This is a genomic window from Actinomadura sp. NPDC000600, assembly GCF_040492135.1.
Taxonomy (GTDB): Bacteria; Actinomycetota; Actinomycetes; order Streptosporangiales; family Streptosporangiaceae; genus Spirillospora.
The window spans coordinates 98095-113472 of record NZ_JBEUPD010000018.1 but is presented as its reverse complement, the minus strand read 5'-3'; the positions used below and the strand labels follow the sequence as shown (position 1 = coordinate 113472).

Sequence of the window (15378 nt, the reverse complement as noted above, 5' to 3'; positions counted from 1 at the left end):
CCGGGACGGCGGAGTGCGCGCCGCCCCTGCCCGCCCGGGACGTCCCCCGCCGATGGTGGACGTACCGCGGCGCAGGGGGCGCCGCATGGAAGATCGTGGAGTGAGCATGTCGATACGGCCGATGGGACAGGACCCCACGGAACACCCGCACCCGCCGGAGCCGCCGGTCCGCGTGGAACGCAGCAGGCTCGTCAACATGGGCCAGGCCGGCGCGCCCGCGGCCTCCGGGGGGCCGGGGCTGCCCGCGCCGCGGACGGCGGCCGCGGTGCGCCTGGCGGGGGTGATGCTGGCCGCCGGCGCGGCGGTGTGGGCGGTGGGGCTCGTCGTCGTCGGGGAGGAGGTCAAGAAGGGGATCACGCTGGTGGACTGCGTGACCGGGCTCGGCTATGTGGCCGGGCTGTTCTGCCTGGCGCTGGTCGTGCTGCGCACCGGGGGGACGGGCGCGCGGAAGGGGCGGGCGTTCCCGATCGCGGTGCTGGCGCTGACGCCCGGCGCGTTCCTGTTCAACCTGCTCTCGATGTCGTATGTGGGCCACACGTACGAGGACCTGCCGCCCTGGCTGGCGATCATCGACGCGTGCTGGCCGCTGTCCAACCTGGGGATGCTGGTCCTCGGCATCGCGGTGCTGAAGGTCGGCCGCTACCGCGGCCCGCTGCGCTGGTACCTCCCGCTGTGCGGCCTGTGGCTGCCGGTGTCGATGGCGGGGCAGGCCGCCGGCGGGAGCGCGGCCACCCTGGTCAGCGCGGCATGGCTGCTGGGCACCTACACGGTGGTGGGGGTGTGGCTGGCGCTGCGCCCGGCGGACGTCCTGGCACCCCGCTGAGCGGCGCCCCGTCCGCCCGGGGCGGAGTGGTTCACGGGGGGGTGTCCCTATGGGATTCGTCAAGCTGCTCGTGCAGCGGGTTTGCGTGTCGGCTGGTAGGGCTGTTTGTCGCCAAGCATGGCGTAGATGGCGTCGCTGCGGCGGCGGGCCGGGCAGATGCGTGCGCGGGTCCTGATCCCGATGCCGGGCATCGAGATCAGGACCTTGGCGAGAGGGTGGGCATCAAGGATCTCCTCCACCTGGGCCGCGACCTGTTCGCGCTGGTCGTGGACAGATCGCAGGGACCGGGCCAGGTGGGGCCGGACGGCCGCGGCCGCGGCGGTGCCGGGAACCACGACGCTCTGGGCGTCCAGGGCGGTCTTGACCGCATCGACCAAGCGCCCGGCCATGCGCGGCGCCAGCGGCCGGCACACCACCACAAACCGGACCCAAGGGCCGAGGCGTCCTCCTGCGCGCGTGCCGTTTCGGTCGCTGCGGTCACAGAAGACTGGCCTCCGTAACGACGAAGACCCCGGAGCTTGCTGCTCCGGGGTCTGTTCCGTCACTGTGGGGCTACGACTTTCGTCTGTACCCCTGTGTGGGCGAGGAGGGATTTGAACCCTCACATCCTTTCGGACACACGGACCTGAACCGTGCGCGTCTGCCGTTCCGCCACCCGCCCGTGGGCGCCGTCCCGTTTCCGGGTGCCTGAAAAGGCTAGCACGGGGTCGGGAGTGGTTAGGTATCCAGATACGCCGAGCGAACCTTCGCACCGATACGATCGTCTACCAGTGGGGAAGGGAGGTGCCCGTGGGCGTCATTCAGCGCTTCGAGCGACGGCTCGAGGGCATGGTCGAAGGGGCCTTCGCCCGTGCCTTCAAGTCTGAGCTGCAGCCGGTCGAAGTGGCCAGTGCTGTGCAGCGCGAGATGGACGATCGGGCGGCGATCGTGGCACAGGGCCGCACGCTCGTTCCGAACGACTTCGTCGTCGAGATCTCTCAGCAGGACGGGCAGCGGCTCCAGGTGTACGCCGACAGCCTGAGCCAGGAGCTGGCGAATCTGGCGCGCGAGTACGCGAAGGAGCAGGGGTACTCCTTCGTCGGTCCGGTGCGCGTGCGGTTCGAGAACGCGGGCGATCTCGCCACGGGCATGTTCCGCATCAGGTCGGGGGTGATCCGGGGCTCGACGGTCGAGGGCGGGGAGATCCGCCGGCCGGTGAGCGACGTGCCGCAGGGCGGCCGGGGCGGGGTGTTCGGGGGGCATCCGCGCCTGCTGGTGACCACGGCGGTGGAGGGATCGGACACGACTCAGCGCACCTATGAGATCAACACCCCAGTGACCCTGCTGGGTCGCGGCACCGACTGCGACCTGCGCCTCGTCGACCCTGGCGTGTCCCGGCACCATGCCGAGATCCGCGTAGAAGGTCCCGAAATCGCTCTCGTGGATCTAGGGTCGACCAACGGCTCGTTCGTGAACGGGCAGCCGATCCGGCGGGTCACGCTGGTCGACGGCTCCCGGGTCACGATGGGCCGCACGACCCTTGTGTTCCGCCGCGATAGGGAGTAACCCCGACTCCGATGTCCCCATTCACCCTCACGCTGATCAAGCTGGCGTTCCTGGCGGTGCTGTGGCTGTTCGTCATCGCGGCCGTCGGCGTGATCAGGGCCGACCTGTTCGGCTCCAAGGCCGCGACGAAGGCGGCCACACGCGCGTCCCAGCCCCGTCCCCCCAAGGCGGCGAGGCAGCCGAAGCCGCCGCGCCCGCAGCGCAGCGCCCAGAACGGCGCCCCGACGAAGCTGGTGGTCGTCCAGGGCGAGCGGGCCGGCACCGTCATCGACCTCACGGGGGTGCCCATCACCATCGGCCGTGCCAATGACGCCACGCTCGTCGTGACCGACGACTACGCTTCGAGCCGCCATGCCCGAATTTTCGCGCAGGACGGTCAGTGGATCGTGGAAGATCTCGGCTCGACCAACGGGACGTATCTCGGACGCACGAAGGTGAGCCGGCCGATGCCGGTCCCGCCGGGCGTCCCGGTCCGTATCGGCAAGACCGTGATCGAGCTGCGCAAATGACTCTGGGAATCCGCTACGCCGCGCGCTCCGACGTGGGCATGCTGCGCGAGGGCAACGAGGACTCGGCGTACGCGGGCGCGCACCTGCTCGCGGTGGCCGACGGGATGGGCGGGCACGTCGGCGGCGAGATCGCGAGCGCCGCCGCGATAGAGGCCCTCCGGGCGCTCGACAAGGACCTCCCCGCCACCGAGCTGCTCGCCGCGCTGGAGCACACGGTCAAGACGGCGAACGACAACCTGCACCGCATTGTGGAGTCCGACCCGGCCCTGCAGGGCATGGGGACGACGCTGACGGCGATGCTGTGGGCGGGCAACCAGGTCGCGCTGGTGCACATCGGCGACTCGCGCGCCTACCTGCTGCGCGACGGCAGCCTGTTCCAGATCACGCACGACCACACGCTGGTGCAGTCGCTGGTCGACGAGGGCCGGATCAGCCCGGACGAGGCGGCCTCGCATCCGCAGCGGTCGCTGCTGCTGCGGGCGCTGGACGGCCGCGGCGAGGTCGACCCCGACCTGTCGCTGCGCGAGGCGAAGGTCGGCGACCGGTACCTGCTGTGCTCGGACGGCCTGTCGGGCGTCGTCACGGCGGAGACGATCTTCCAGGTGCTCACGGACGTGGACGACCCCGAGCAGGCCGTCCGGCAGCTGATCGACCTGGCGAACCGGGGCGGCGGCCCCGACAACATCACCTGCGTCGTCGCCGACGTCGTGGACCTGGAGCGCCAGCCCCCGACGGGCGGCCCCGGCCACGCGGTGGGCGCGGCGGCGAACGCGGCGCCGCCGGAGCCGCCGGGCGGCGGGACGGGCCCTAACACGACCGTCGCCGACACCCCGGCCGGGCGGGCCGCGCAGCTGCGCGACACCCGGCCGCAGCCGCCGGTGGCGGTCGACGAGATGCCGCCGCCGCAGGCCCCGATGCCGATGGGCGACCCGATGGGCCCCCCACCGGCGCCGGGCGCGATGCCGCAGGCGCAGCAGATGCAGGCGAGGCGAAGCGGCACGCGCCGCTGGACGTGGCTGGTCGTGGTCGCGGGCGTGGTCGTCGTGGGCGTCGTCGCGGGCGGGTTCGTGCTGCTGCAGAACGTCCGGAACGGCTACTACATCGGCGCGAACAAGGCCGGCGAGGTCGTCCTCTACCGCGGGACGACGCAGAAGGTGCCGGGCCTCAGCCTGTCCCGCGAGGCGGCCAAGAAGGACCAGCCGAAGCAGCCGATCCTGGTCGCCGACCTCCCGCAGGACCTCCAGCAGCAGGTCAAGGACACCTACACCGTCGACGGCCCGAACGCGCTGAAGCAGCTGGAGACCGCCGTCTGCAAGTACTCGCTGGTCGAGAAGGACGGCGAGGTCGTCATGGTGAAGGGCCGGGAGCAGCAGAACTGCCGGCAGACCGACGTCAAGAAGAGCGGCGTCCGGATCGACGAGCTGCCCGCCTCGGACGTCTCCGCGGTCCAGAAGGGCACCCTCGTGTTCATCGGGCAGAAGGCGGCGCAGACCAGGCTCGACCAGCTCGGCGCGCGCCGGGAAGAGTGCAAGAAGCGCAGCCCGTCCATCAAGGACTGCCCCTCGAGCGGGGGGAGCTCGTAGATGCAATCGATCGGCGACCAGATCAGGGCCCACCTCCCGTACCAGCGGCGCAACGCGGCGTCGCTGGCGCTTCTCGTCTTCGCGATGGTCCTGACGCTGTCGGCGTTCGCGGAGGTCGGCCTCGCGCGTGACGGGAACATCCCCGGCGGCCTGTTCATCTACGGCGGCGGGCTGGTCGTGCTGGCCCTCGCCGCCTACCTCATCCAGGCCAAGTTCACCCCCTACGCCGACCCGCTGCTGCTGCCGCTCGCCGTGGCGCTGAACGGCATCGGGCTGGCGATGATCTACCGGCTGGACCTCGACACCAGCCATGACCGCAAGGTCGCGGCGGCCGCTGGCAAGAAGCTGCTCCCCGACGCCGCCGACGCGCCCGGCCAGCTGATGTGGACGTTCGTCGGGATCGGCCTGTTCGTCGCCGCCGTGCTGATCATGCGCGACACCGACAAGCCGGACGCGCCCCTGTCGTTCACGCCGAAGACCGCCCAGCGCTACACGTACCTGATCGGGCTCAGCGCGGTCATTCTGCTGCTGCTGCCGATCGTCCCCGGCATCGGCGCGGAGATCAACGGCGCCCGGGTGTGGATCCATCTGGGTCCGTTCTCGGTGCAGCCGGGCGAGTTCGCGAAGCTGCTGCTGGTCGTGTTCTTCGCCGGCTACCTGGTGAACAAGCGGCAGGCGATGTCGCTGATCGGCAAGAAGTTCGGCCCGATCAGCCTGCCGCGGGCCCGCGACCTCGGCCCGATCATGGTGATCTGGTTCTTCTGCCTGGGCGTGCTGTTCATGCAGAAGGACCTCGGTACGGCGCTGCTGTTCTTCGGCCTGTTCGTGTCGATGCTGTACATCGCGACCCAGCGGGTGTCGTGGGTGCTGATCGGCATCGGGCTGCTGTCGGTCGGCGTCTTCATCGCGACGCTGCTGCCGTTCATGGGCCACGTGAACCAGCGCATCGACATCTGGCAGAACCCGAAGCCCTACTTCGACGGCGGCTGCCTGCTGGAGAGCGGCAGGGTCGTCCCGGTCAACCCCGACACCGAGATCTACAAGAGGTTCAAGGCGCAGGGCGACGGCTCGCCGGGCTTCTCGGCCTGCGCCGAGCTCGGCGGGGAGTACTCCGACAGCGCGCAGCTCATGAAGGGCCTGTTCGCGCTCGGCCAGGGCGGCGTCCTCGGCACCGGGCTCGGCCAGGGCGAGCCGTGGCGGACGCCCCTGTCGTTCAGCGACTTCATCTTCGACTCGCTGGGCGAGGAGCTCGGGCTCACCGGTCTGATGGTGCTGCTGCTGATATACGCGTTGATCGTGCAACGCGGGATGAAGACGGCCGTGGCGGCGCGGGACCCGTTCCTGAAGCTGTTCGCGGGCGGCGTGTCGTTCGTGCTGGCCCTGCAGGTCTTCGTGATCGTCGGGGGCGTCACGCGGCTCATCCCGCTCACCGGTCTGACGACGCCCTTCCTGTCCCAGGGCGGCTCGTCGCTGATGGCCAACTGGATCCTGATCGCGATCCTGGTGCGGATGAGCCACGACGCGCGCAAGCCGGCCCCCCAGGCGATCCAGGACGAGGGCATGACCCAGATCGTGAGCACGAGGTGACTTCCCCCCTATGAACATGGACAAGCCGGTTCGGCGGGTGGCGATCTTCGCATTGCTGCTGTTCTTCGGCCTGATGGCCCAGGTCAACTACGTCCAGGGCAGCCAGGCCGAGGACCTGCGCACCGACGCGCGCAACAGCCGCCAGTACGCGGACGTGTTCAACTCGCCGCGCGGCCAGATCTCGGCGGGCGGCGAGGTGCTGGTGGTCTCGAAGGAGACCGGCAAGGACAACCCGAAGTACGGCCGGACCTACAAGGACGGGCCGATCTTCGCGCCGATCACCGGCTACTTCAACGGCAACGCCACGCAGGTCGAGCGGGCCTACAACTCGCTGCTCGGCGGCAAGGACAAGCGGATCACGCAGCAGCGCTGGTTCGACACGTTCATCGGCAAGAAGGCCGAGGGCGCGAACGTCGAGCTGACCATCGACCCGCAGGCGCAGCGCACCGCCTACGAGCAGCTGAAGGCCGGGACGTCGAACGGCCGCCGCGGCGGCGCCGTGGTGATCGACGTGAAGACGGGCGCGGTCAAGGTGGCGGCGTCGTGGCCGTCGTTCGACCCGAACGAGGTCGCGCCGCAGACGGGTGAGAAGGGCGGCAAGCGGCTGGAGCAGCTCGACAAGGGCGAGGGCGTCATCAAGCCCCTGGTCGACAACGCGCTCAGCCAGACGTTCCCGCCCGGCTCGTCGTTCAAGACGGTGGTGTCGGCGGTCGGGATGCAGAAGCTCGGCCTGAACAGCTCGTCGACGGTGAACACCGGGCAGCTGATCCTGCCTGAGTCGGGCCGCCCGCTGCCGAACTCGCACGACAGCGGCAGCTGCGCCGGGTCCGCCCCGCTGCGCGGCGCGTTCGCCGAGTCCTGCAACACCTCGTTCGCGAAGATGGCGCTCGACATGGGCATCCAGGAGCTGCACGACGGCGCCGAGTCCTTCGGGTTCGGCAAGCACGTGCAGCTGGAGCCCGACATGTACGCCGCGGAGAGCGACATCCCGGTCTCGATCAAGGACGCCAAGGGCAACACGATCCAGACCGGCAAGGACGGCACGGCCCGTTCCGGCATCGGCCAGGAGAACGTGCGGGCCACCCCGCTGCAGATGGCGATGGTCGCCTGCGCGGTCGCCAACGGCGGCAAGATCATGAACCCGTACGTGGTGCAGCGGGTCCGCGCCAAGGACCAGAGCGAGCTCTACAACGCCTCGCCGAAGGAGTTCGGGAAGGCGATGTCCGGCGACCAGGCCGGCCAGCTGGAGGACATGATGCGCGCGGTGGTCTCCGAGGGCACCGCGAAGAACCTGGCGGGCAAGCGGATCGCCGGCAAGACCGGTACCGCCGAGCAGGGCCCCGGCAACCCGAACGCCAACTGGTTCGTCGGGTTCAGCCCGACCGAGAACCCGCGCTACGCGTTCGCCGTGATGGTCGAGACCCCGGGCTCGGGCGCCGCCAACGCGGGCCCCGTCGCGGCGGCGATCATGGCGAAGGTGCTGCAGAAGTGAGTACGGGCCTCGTCCTGAACGACCGGTACCGGCTGCTGGAGCGGCTGGCGATCGGCGGGATGGGCGAGGTCTGGCGCGCGTCCGACGCGCTGTCCGGGCGGCCGGTGGCGGTGAAGCTGCTGCGCCTGGAGCTCGGTTCGGACGTGCGGGCGCGGGGCCGGTTCGAGTCGGAGGCGCGGTTCGCCGCGGAGCTGCGGCACCCGGGGATCGCGCGGGCGTTCGACTACGGCGAGCAGGCCGGCCGGACGTTCCTGGTGATGGAGCTGGTGCCCGGCGAGCCGCTGGACGAGATCCTCGCGCGCGACGGCGGACTGCCGCTGGAGGCCGTGCTCGACCTGATCGTGCAGGCGGCGCGGGCGCTCTCGGTCGCGCACGCGGCGGGGATCGTGCACCGCGACGTCAAGCCGGCCAACCTGATGGTGGCCCCGGACGGCACCCTGAAGATCACCGACTTCGGGATCGCCCGCCGGCTGGCCGCGGCGTCGCAGACCCAGACCGGGATGGTCATGGGGACGGCGCACTACATCTCGCCGGAGCAGGCGCAGGGCCTGAAGCTCTCCCCCTCGGCGGACCTGTACTCCCTGGGCGTGGTCGCCTACGAGTGCCTGACGGGCGCGCCGCCGTTCGACGGGCGGACGCCGGTGGAGGTGGCGCTCAAGCACGTCCGGGACGCGCCCGCGGAGCTGCCGGCGCGGGTGCCCGAGGCGGCCCGCGAGCTGATCATGGAGATGCTGGCGAAGGAGCCGCGGGAGCGTCCCCCGGACGCCGACACGGTGGCCGCCCGGGCGCTCGGCATCCGCGCGTCGCTCAGCACGGCCGCGGGCGGCGCGGCCCGTCGGAGCGTCCGGCCGGACGCGGGCCGGGACGGCGCTCGGCGAGCCCCCGGCGCCACCAGCAACGATCGCCTTGTCGTAAAATCATCAACTTTGTCGGGATTTGACGCTGGCGAGAGGGCGGATAACCTCACCAGCGGGCCGGTGCCCGGGCAACGGCGCCCGGCACTGGCGTACGCGTCCGTCGCGGCCGCCGTGGTACTGGTCTGCGTCATCGTCGTCGGCTCCCTGTGGAAGGGGCTGGCGTTCGCCGGGCCGGGCGAGGACGAGCGGGATCCACCCGCGCCCCCCGCCACCCGGCCGGTCGGGGACGGCAGCGTCGGCGACCCGGCGTCCACCGCCCCCGCCACTCCGCCGCGGCACACCGCCAGGACCACCCCCATGCCGGCTGTTCCGCCGCGGCACCGGACGCATAGGATCCGTCCGTCAACGCAGGCGACCCCCAAGGCGTCCCTTTCACATAAGCCATCAAGGAATCCGCCCCGGGCGACTCCCACCGCCCCTGAGCCCACACCCGCACCGACGGGGAGCACCACGACTCCGTCAACTCCGAGCCCGGATCCCCCGCCGACCCAGGAGGGGAAGCTAGGTTCTGGAGACAAGGTGTAGACGTACGAGGGAAAGTGCACATATGAGTCAACCTCGGCTGCTCGGCGGCCGCTACGAGCTCGAAACGGTCATCGGGCGCGGCGGCATGGCCGAGGTCTACCGTGCCCGGGACCGCCGCCTCGATCGCGTCGTCGCGGTCAAGACGCTGCGGTCCGACCTGGCCCGTGACCCCACGTTCCAGGCCCGGTTCCGGCGCGAGGCCCAGTCGGCCGCGTCGCTGAACCACCCCTCGGTCATCGCCGTGTACGACACCGGCGAGGACATGATCGGCGACACCCCCATCCCGTACATCGTGATGGAGTACGTGGACGGGAGCACGCTGCGCGACCTGCTGAGGGAGAACCGCGCGCTGCTGCCGGACAAGGCCCTGGAGATCACCGACGGGATCCTGCGGGCGCTGGACTACAGCCACCGCGGCGGCATCGTGCACCGCGACATCAAGCCGGCCAACGTGATGCTCACCCGGCAGCACGAGGTCAAGGTCATGGACTTCGGCATCGCCCGGGCCATGGCCGACACGGCGTCCACGATGACGCAGACCGCCCAGGTGATCGGCACCGCGCAGTACCTGTCGCCCGAGCAGGCGCGCGGCGAGCGGGTGGACGCCCGCAGCGACATCTACTCGACCGGCTGCGTGCTGTACGAGCTGCTCACCGGCAAGCCGCCGTTCACCGGCGACTCCCCGGTCGCGATCGCCTACCAGCACGTCCGGGAGGAGCCGGTCCCGCCGTCGCAGGTGGACCCGCAGATCCCGCAGTGGGCGGACGCGATCGTGCTGAAGGCGATGGCGAAGGACGCCGACCACCGCTACCAGAACGCGACGGAGTTCCGGCAGGAGATCCAGCGCGTCCTGCAGGGCCAGCCCGTCTCGTCGACGGCGGCGTCCACGATGCTGATGAGCGGCCAGCCGCAGGGCACCCAGATGATGGGCGCGTACGGCGGCGGCCCGGCGCGCACGCAGGTGCGGCGGCCGCAGGACGACGGCTACGGCCTGCCGCCCGTCCACTACGACGACGGCGCCGAACGCGACGGCTCCGGACGGAAGGCCGCGCTGTGGGTGGGGCTCGCGGTGCTGTTCATCGGCGGCGCCGCGCTCATCGGCTGGCTGATGAGCGGCGGGGACAAGGCGGCCGACCAGGTCGCGATCCCGCAGAGCATCGTCAACGTCAAGCAGAGCGACGCGACGGCCCAGCTCACCAAGCTCGGCTTCACGGTCGGCCAGCCGAAGACCGACTACAGCGACGACGTCAAGAGCGGCTACGTGATCAGCTCCGATCCGGAGCCCGGCACGAACGCCGCCAAGGGCGCCACGGTGACTCTGCTGGTCTCCAAGGGCCCGAAGCCGCCCACGGAGATCGAGGTCCCGGACGTCACCGGCAAGCCGTACGCGACGGCGAAGAAGATACTGGAGGGCCGCGGGTTCGAGGTCGACAAGAGGGTCGAGTCGAGCGACACCGTGCCGCGGGGCAACGCGATCTCGACCGACCCGCCCGGCGGCTCGAAGGCGAAGAAGGGATCGAACGTCACCCTGACGGTGTCGACCGGCCCGTCGAGCCTGAAGGTGCCGAGCCTGTTCAACAACAGCCAGCGCGCCGCGTGCGGCAAGCTGGAGGGCCTCGGCCTGAAGTGCCAGGTGCAGAAGGGCGCGCCGCCGCCCGACAAGCAGGTGGCCCCGGGCTTCGTCTACGACCAGCAGCCGGGTGAGGGCGCGACGGTCGCGCCGGGCGACACGGTGACGATCTTCGTTGCGGAGAAGCAGCAGCAGTCGCCGCCGCCCGGGCAGGGCACGCCGACGCCGGGCTTCCCCGGCTTCCCGGGCAACGGGGACGGCCAGGGCTGACCCAGGTAGGAACGAGGGCCCCGCCTCCGGAAGGAGGCGGGGCCCTCGGCGTTCGCGGACGGGCCGCGGGGCCCGAACGGGTTCGGACATGCCCGGGCATGAGAGAAGGGCCTCCGCCACTCGGGGGCAATGGCGGAAGCCCTTCGCTATGGTCTTCGTCGCGACCCCATGGGACGTTACGGATTTCAACCGAAATTTTCTGAGTTGGAGGAGAAGATCCCGCCTAGTCCCGGCCCGTCCGGTGAAGGCGCAGGTCATCGCAGGTGGCCAGCCAGTTCCGCAGCAGCCGGTGTCCGGCGGTGGACAGGATCGACTCGGGATGGAACTGGACGCCCTCCACGGGGCGGCTCCGATGGCGCAGCCCCATGACGACGCCGTCGCGGGTGCGGGCCGTCACCTCCAGGACGTCCGGCGGGACGGTCCCGGGCACGACGGCCAGCGAGTGGTAGCGGGTCGCGGCGAACGGGTCCGGCAGGCCGCGGAAGACGCCGGCGCCGTCATGGTGGATCTCGCTCGTGGAGCCGTGGACGATCTCGGGCGCCCGGGCGACCGTCGCGCCGTGCACGTGGGCGATCACCTGGTGGCCGAGGCAGACGCCGAGCAGCGGGGCGCCGCGGCGTTCGGCGTCCCGGACGAGGTCGAGGCACACCCCGGCGTCCGCCGGGTGGCCGGGCCCGGGGCTCAGCAGGACGCCGTCGGCCTGTTCGGCGTCCTGGACGGCGACGTCCGACCGGTCCTTGACGACGCACTCGGCGCCGAGTTCCAGCAGGTACTGGACGATGTTGTAGACGAAGCTGTCGTGGTTGTCGACGACGAGGACGCGCATCGCCGGTCAGCCCGGGGTGGCGGAGCCGGACGGCACCGGGTCTTGGACGACCCCGTGGTCGAACTGGACCTTGGGCTCGACCCAGGGGAACACCACGTACCAGAGGATGGCGGCGATCGCGACGAGCAGGCCGAGGGCGGTCGCGGTCTTGGTCTGCCAGGCGCCGGGCAGCCGGCGCCAGATCCAGGCGTACACGGGGCCTCCTACGTCCCGGCGGCCTGCCGGGCCGCTGCCGCGCGCGGCAGCGCCTCGGTCAGCTCGCCGAAGATGATCATTCGTTGCGCGGCGGAGTACTTCGGGTGGCAGGTGGTGAGCGTGATGAGCCGCTCGGTCGGCCGCCGCTTCGGGTGGAACGGGACGGGCGCGGTCACCTCCACCGCCGACGGCCGCACGATCCGCCGGTCGGTGACCTTGTAGACGTACTGCTCGTCCCGGGTGTCGATGAGGATCTCGTCGCCGCGGTCGAGCTCGCCGAGCCGGTTGAACGGCGCGGAGTAGGTCGTCCGGTGCCCGGAGACCACGAAGTTGCCGACCTGGCCGGGCAGCGCGCTGCCCGGGTAGTGGCCGGGACCCTTGCGCAGGTCGGCGCGGTCGACGCCCTCGATCACCACGAAGCGGTAGTGCTCGCCGAACCTGGGGATGCGGATCACGGCGAGTCCCCTGCCGAGCTCGACCTTCTCGGTGGTGACCTTGGTGGCCCGCCAGTTCTTCAGCATCTCGTCGCCGAGCCGGTCCTGCGCGCCCTTGGTGTACTGGCCGGTGCCCCACAGCTCGTACGTCACGAACAGCATGACGATCAGTCCGGCGGTGATGCACAGCTCGCCCATGCCACGGATCACCGTGCGCACCGCGTCCTCCTCTGCCGGGGGGTTCAGTCGCCTTTGGGCGGTTCCGCCGGAACCGTAGCGTGCTTCATGGTCACGTTGCCGGTGTAGGGCGGCAACGTGGCGCGCCCCACGGTCCGCACCGCGTAGCCGAGCCCGTAGGCGCGGACGTACTTGCGGTAGACCGCGATCTCGCGGGACGCGCCGAGCGCCGCGCGCAGCCGGTCCGGGTCGCCGACGGCGGTGATCCGGAACGGCGGGGAGTACACGACGCCCTGGAGGATCAGCGTATTGCCCACGCAGCGCACCGCGCTGGTCGAGATCACCCGCTGGTCCATGATCTGCATGGCGCGGGCGCCGCCCGCCCACAGCGCGTTGACGACGGACTGGACGTCGCTCTGGTGCACGACGAGGTCGTCCGGGCTGACGCCGCGGGGCAGGTCGCCCGACTTCGGCAGCGGCGCGTCGTCGAGCGTGACCCGGACGGCCCGTCCGGCGGCGGGGGTGAACCCGGCCTCGGCGGCCAGCCGGTCGGCCTCCGCCTGAGCGTTTTTCACCCTGGCGTCGTGACGTCCGGCCTCCCGGGAGATACCGTCGACTTGGCGGCGCAACCGCCGGTACTCGGCGCGATCCTGCCGGGCCCGGCGCTGCTCCGCGGTGATGAGCTCGGTGATCCTGGTCCGGCCCTGCTCACGCAGGCTCGTACCGCGGGCCGTGCTCGCGCTCGCCGCGAACAGGGTTCCCGCAAGGAGCGTGAGAACTGGGATGATGCTTCCCCACGCTGGACGCCGTACGCTGCTCACCAGCGACTACGCTAACCGACAAACCACCCATGCGCGGCCCGGCGCTCCGGCCGCCGGACGCCCGAGGAGATCGATCCCACCGTGGCCAAGTCCAAAGTGCGCAAGAAGGCCGTCTACACGCCCCCGCAGAAGTCCAAGGCGCCCGAGGTCAGCCCGCGCTGGCTCGTGCCGACCATGGTCGCGCTGTGGCTCTTCGGTCTGATCTGGATCGCCGTCTTCTATGTGACGGCCAGCACCGGTACGGACGTGCCGTACATGACCGACCTGCACAACTGGAACCTGGGGATCGGCTTCACCGCGATCATCCTCGGTGTGATCCTTTCGACCCGCTGGCGCTGATCGCGAGTTATCCACAGGTTGAGGGTCGCTCACCGCGCCTTTCCCCAAGTTTTCCACAGGGAGTGTCCACAGGCGCCGGAGCGCGGACGCCGCCGCGCGCGGGCCTGGTGGCCGTGCGCGTGCGCGGCGTCCGCGCCCGCGGCTACACCGCGGGGCTCAGCTCGGCCGTTCTGAGGATCACGAGCGCCGCGAGCAGCGCCAGCACGACCAGCGGCGCCGCGAGGTGGACCAGCCTGCGCCGCGCGTCCGGCGTGTAGGCGTAGGCCGCGGCCAGCGCCGCCCCCACCGCGAGGCCGCCGACGTGGCCCTGCCAGGAGATCCCCGGCACCGAGAATGTGATCACCAGGTTGATCACCAGCAGCACCACGATGGGGCCGACCGGCCCGCCGAGCCTGCGGCCGATCACGAAGTACGCCCCGAAGAGGCCGAAGATGGCCCCGGACGCGCCGACCGCCGAGTCGTGCGGGGAGCCGACCAGGTACAGCAGCACCGAACCGCCGAGCCCCGACAGCAGGTACAGGGCGAGGTAGCGCCACCGTCCGAGCACCTGCTCCAGCGCGGGACCGACGGCCCACAGCGCCCACATGTTGAACAGGATGTGGGTGATGCCGAACGATCCGCCGCGCTGGTGCAGGAACATCGTGGTGAACAGCCGGTACCACTCGCCCTCGGCGACCCCGCCGACCCGGCCGTCCGGCAGGACGGCCTGGCCGAGCATCATGAACTCCCAGACCACGCGCCAGGACGCCAGCTCGGCGAGGTAAGCCGCGACGCACAGGCCGATCAGCGTGTAGGTGACGACCGGCACGGCGGACGCCGAGCCCCGCGCGCCGAGCACCGTCCGGGGAACCGCCTTGCGGACCCCCCGGTTGCCCTCGGCGACGCACTCCACGCACTGGTGCCCGACCGCCGCGTCCCGCATGCAGTCGGGACAGATGAAGCGGTCGCACCGGGTGCAGCGGACATACGTCTCGCGCCCCGGATGCCGGTAGCAGGTCGGCACCGAGGTCTCGGGGGCGGGACTCTGGTCTGTGCTCATCAGCGGCTCCGTGGGGCCGGTATGGTTCGGCTCTTACCCGTCACGGGGTCTCACCTGGACCAACGACTAACGGCGCTCGATCGTCACCGATTCGATGACGACGTCCTCCTTCGGACGGTCCATCCGGCCGGTCGGGACCTTGCCGATCCGGTCGACGACGTCCGTCCCCTCGATGACCTTGCCGAAGATGGTGTGCCGGCCGGTCAGGTGCTGGGTGTGCGCGACGCTCAGCGTGATGAAGAACTGGGAGCCGTTGGTGCCGGGCCCGGCGTTCGCCATCGCCAGCAGGTACGGGCGGTTGAACTTCAGGTCCGGGTGGAACTCGTCCTTGAACTGGTAGCCCGGGCCGCCGGTGCCGGTGCCGAGCGGGTCGCCGCCCTGGAGCATGAACTGGTCGATGACCCGGTGGAAGATCGTCCCGTTGTAGAGCGGCCGGTCCGTCTTCTGCCCGGTGTTCGGGTCGGTCCAGGTGCGGGTGCCCTCCGCCAGCTCGACGAAGTTCGCCACCGTCTCGGGCGCGTGCTCCGGGTACAGCTGGATCACGATCTTGCCGAGCGACGTGTTGAGCGTCGCGAAGATCTCGTTGGCCACGCTGGCCGCCTCCTCGTGAGATGGGTTCTGTGACGTCTGATGCGGGGTCTCGGCCATGCCGGAAATCGTCACCCTGCGTGAAAAGTTCGTCACGCTCGCCGTGTTTACCTTTCGGTCGCAGGGAAGGCTGCCTGA

16 protein-coding genes and 1 tRNA gene are annotated in these 15378 nt (G+C 70.8%); 9 read left to right on the top strand and 8 right to left on the bottom strand.

Annotated features, from left to right (window positions below; all coding sequences use genetic code 11):
- Window positions 1-106 precede the first annotated feature (106 nt).
- A complete protein-coding gene (locus tag ABWI07_RS25320; protein WP_353820012.1) occupies window positions 107-823 on the top strand; it encodes a hypothetical protein in 717 nt (238 codons plus the stop codon).
- A gap of 59 nt (window positions 824-882) precedes the next feature.
- On the opposite strand, the gene ABWI07_RS25315 is transcribed toward ABWI07_RS25320, so the two are convergent.
- Window positions 883-1200 (bottom strand): hypothetical protein, encoded by a 318-nt coding sequence (locus ABWI07_RS25315; RefSeq protein WP_502912851.1) that lies wholly within the window; start codon window positions 1198-1200, stop codon window positions 883-885.
- 201 nt (window positions 1201-1401) lie between these two features.
- A tRNA-Leu gene (locus ABWI07_RS25310) sits at window positions 1402-1484 on the bottom strand.
- Window positions 1485-1612: 128 nt separating this feature from the next.
- Here ABWI07_RS25310 and ABWI07_RS25305 point away from each other — a divergent pair.
- Genes ABWI07_RS25305 through pknB form a run of 7 tightly spaced genes read left to right on the top strand, consistent with a single transcriptional unit; the run spans window position 1613 to window position 10821 of the window.
- Window positions 1613-2368 carry an FHA domain-containing protein gene (locus tag ABWI07_RS25305; RefSeq protein WP_067627928.1) on the top strand — a complete coding sequence of 252 codons (756 nt, stop codon included), beginning with the start codon at window positions 1613-1615 and terminating at the stop codon, window positions 2366-2368.
- Between the two features lie 11 nt (window positions 2369-2379).
- Window positions 2380-2877 (top strand): FHA domain-containing protein FhaB/FipA, encoded by a 498-nt coding sequence (locus ABWI07_RS25300; protein WP_149262707.1) that lies wholly within the window; start codon window positions 2380-2382, stop codon window positions 2875-2877.
- A complete protein-coding gene (locus tag ABWI07_RS25295) occupies window positions 2874-4460 on the top strand; it encodes a Stp1/IreP family PP2C-type Ser/Thr phosphatase (RefSeq protein ID WP_149262708.1) in 1587 nt (528 codons plus the stop codon). The genes ABWI07_RS25300 and ABWI07_RS25295 overlap by 4 nt, the downstream gene beginning before the upstream one ends.
- Complete coding sequence (locus ABWI07_RS25290) at window positions 4461-6047, top strand: FtsW/RodA/SpoVE family cell cycle protein (protein ID WP_353820011.1); 1587 nt, start codon at window positions 4461-4463, stop codon at window positions 6045-6047.
- Window positions 6048-6063: 16 nt separating this feature from the next.
- Complete coding sequence (locus ABWI07_RS25285) at window positions 6064-7539, top strand: peptidoglycan D,D-transpeptidase FtsI family protein (protein ID WP_235037190.1); 1476 nt, start codon at window positions 6064-6066, stop codon at window positions 7537-7539.
- Window positions 7536-8981 (top strand): serine/threonine-protein kinase, encoded by a 1446-nt coding sequence (locus ABWI07_RS25280; protein WP_353820010.1) that lies wholly within the window; start codon window positions 7536-7538, stop codon window positions 8979-8981. The genes ABWI07_RS25285 and ABWI07_RS25280 overlap by 4 nt, the downstream gene beginning before the upstream one ends.
- A gap of 22 nt (window positions 8982-9003) precedes the next feature.
- Window positions 9004-10821 (top strand): Stk1 family PASTA domain-containing Ser/Thr kinase, encoded by a 1818-nt coding sequence (gene pknB / locus ABWI07_RS25275; RefSeq protein WP_149262712.1) that lies wholly within the window; start codon window positions 9004-9006, stop codon window positions 10819-10821.
- A 223-nt stretch (window positions 10822-11044) separates the two neighbouring features.
- On the opposite strand, the gene ABWI07_RS25270 is transcribed toward pknB, so the two are convergent.
- From ABWI07_RS25270 to ABWI07_RS25255, 4 genes are read right to left on the bottom strand one after another with little or no spacing between them, the layout of a single operon-like run.
- On the bottom strand, window positions 11045-11647 hold the full coding sequence (locus ABWI07_RS25270) for an anthranilate synthase component II (RefSeq protein WP_353820009.1): 603 nt from the start codon (window positions 11645-11647) through the stop codon (window positions 11045-11047).
- Between the two features lie 6 nt (window positions 11648-11653).
- Window positions 11654-11842: a hypothetical protein gene (locus ABWI07_RS25265; protein WP_149262714.1), complete on the bottom strand. Its 189-nt coding sequence runs from the start codon at window positions 11840-11842 to the stop codon at window positions 11654-11656.
- 8 nt (window positions 11843-11850) lie between these two features.
- On the bottom strand, window positions 11851-12495 hold the full coding sequence (locus ABWI07_RS25260) for a class E sortase (RefSeq protein ID WP_235037191.1): 645 nt from the start codon (window positions 12493-12495) through the stop codon (window positions 11851-11853).
- Window positions 12496-12518: 23 nt separating this feature from the next.
- Entirely contained in the window at window positions 12519-13274 is a 756-nt protein-coding gene (locus ABWI07_RS25255; protein ID WP_149262715.1) for a DUF881 domain-containing protein, read from the bottom strand.
- 81 nt (window positions 13275-13355) lie between these two features.
- On the opposite strand from ABWI07_RS25255, the gene ABWI07_RS25250 reads away from it, so the two are divergent.
- A complete protein-coding gene (locus ABWI07_RS25250) occupies window positions 13356-13613 on the top strand; it encodes a cell division protein CrgA (protein ID WP_149262716.1) in 258 nt (85 codons plus the stop codon).
- Between the two features lie 142 nt (window positions 13614-13755).
- On the opposite strand, the gene ABWI07_RS25245 is transcribed toward ABWI07_RS25250, so the two are convergent.
- Together ABWI07_RS25245 and ABWI07_RS25240 are read right to left on the bottom strand one after the other, a co-directional pair.
- Window positions 13756-14652: a rhomboid family intramembrane serine protease gene (locus ABWI07_RS25245; protein ID WP_149262717.1), complete on the bottom strand. Its 897-nt coding sequence runs from the start codon at window positions 14650-14652 to the stop codon at window positions 13756-13758.
- 66 nt (window positions 14653-14718) lie between these two features.
- Window positions 14719-15243 carry a peptidylprolyl isomerase gene (locus ABWI07_RS25240; protein WP_149262718.1) on the bottom strand — a complete coding sequence of 175 codons (525 nt, stop codon included), beginning with the start codon at window positions 15241-15243 and terminating at the stop codon, window positions 14719-14721.
- Between the last annotated feature and the right edge of the window lie 135 nt (window positions 15244-15378).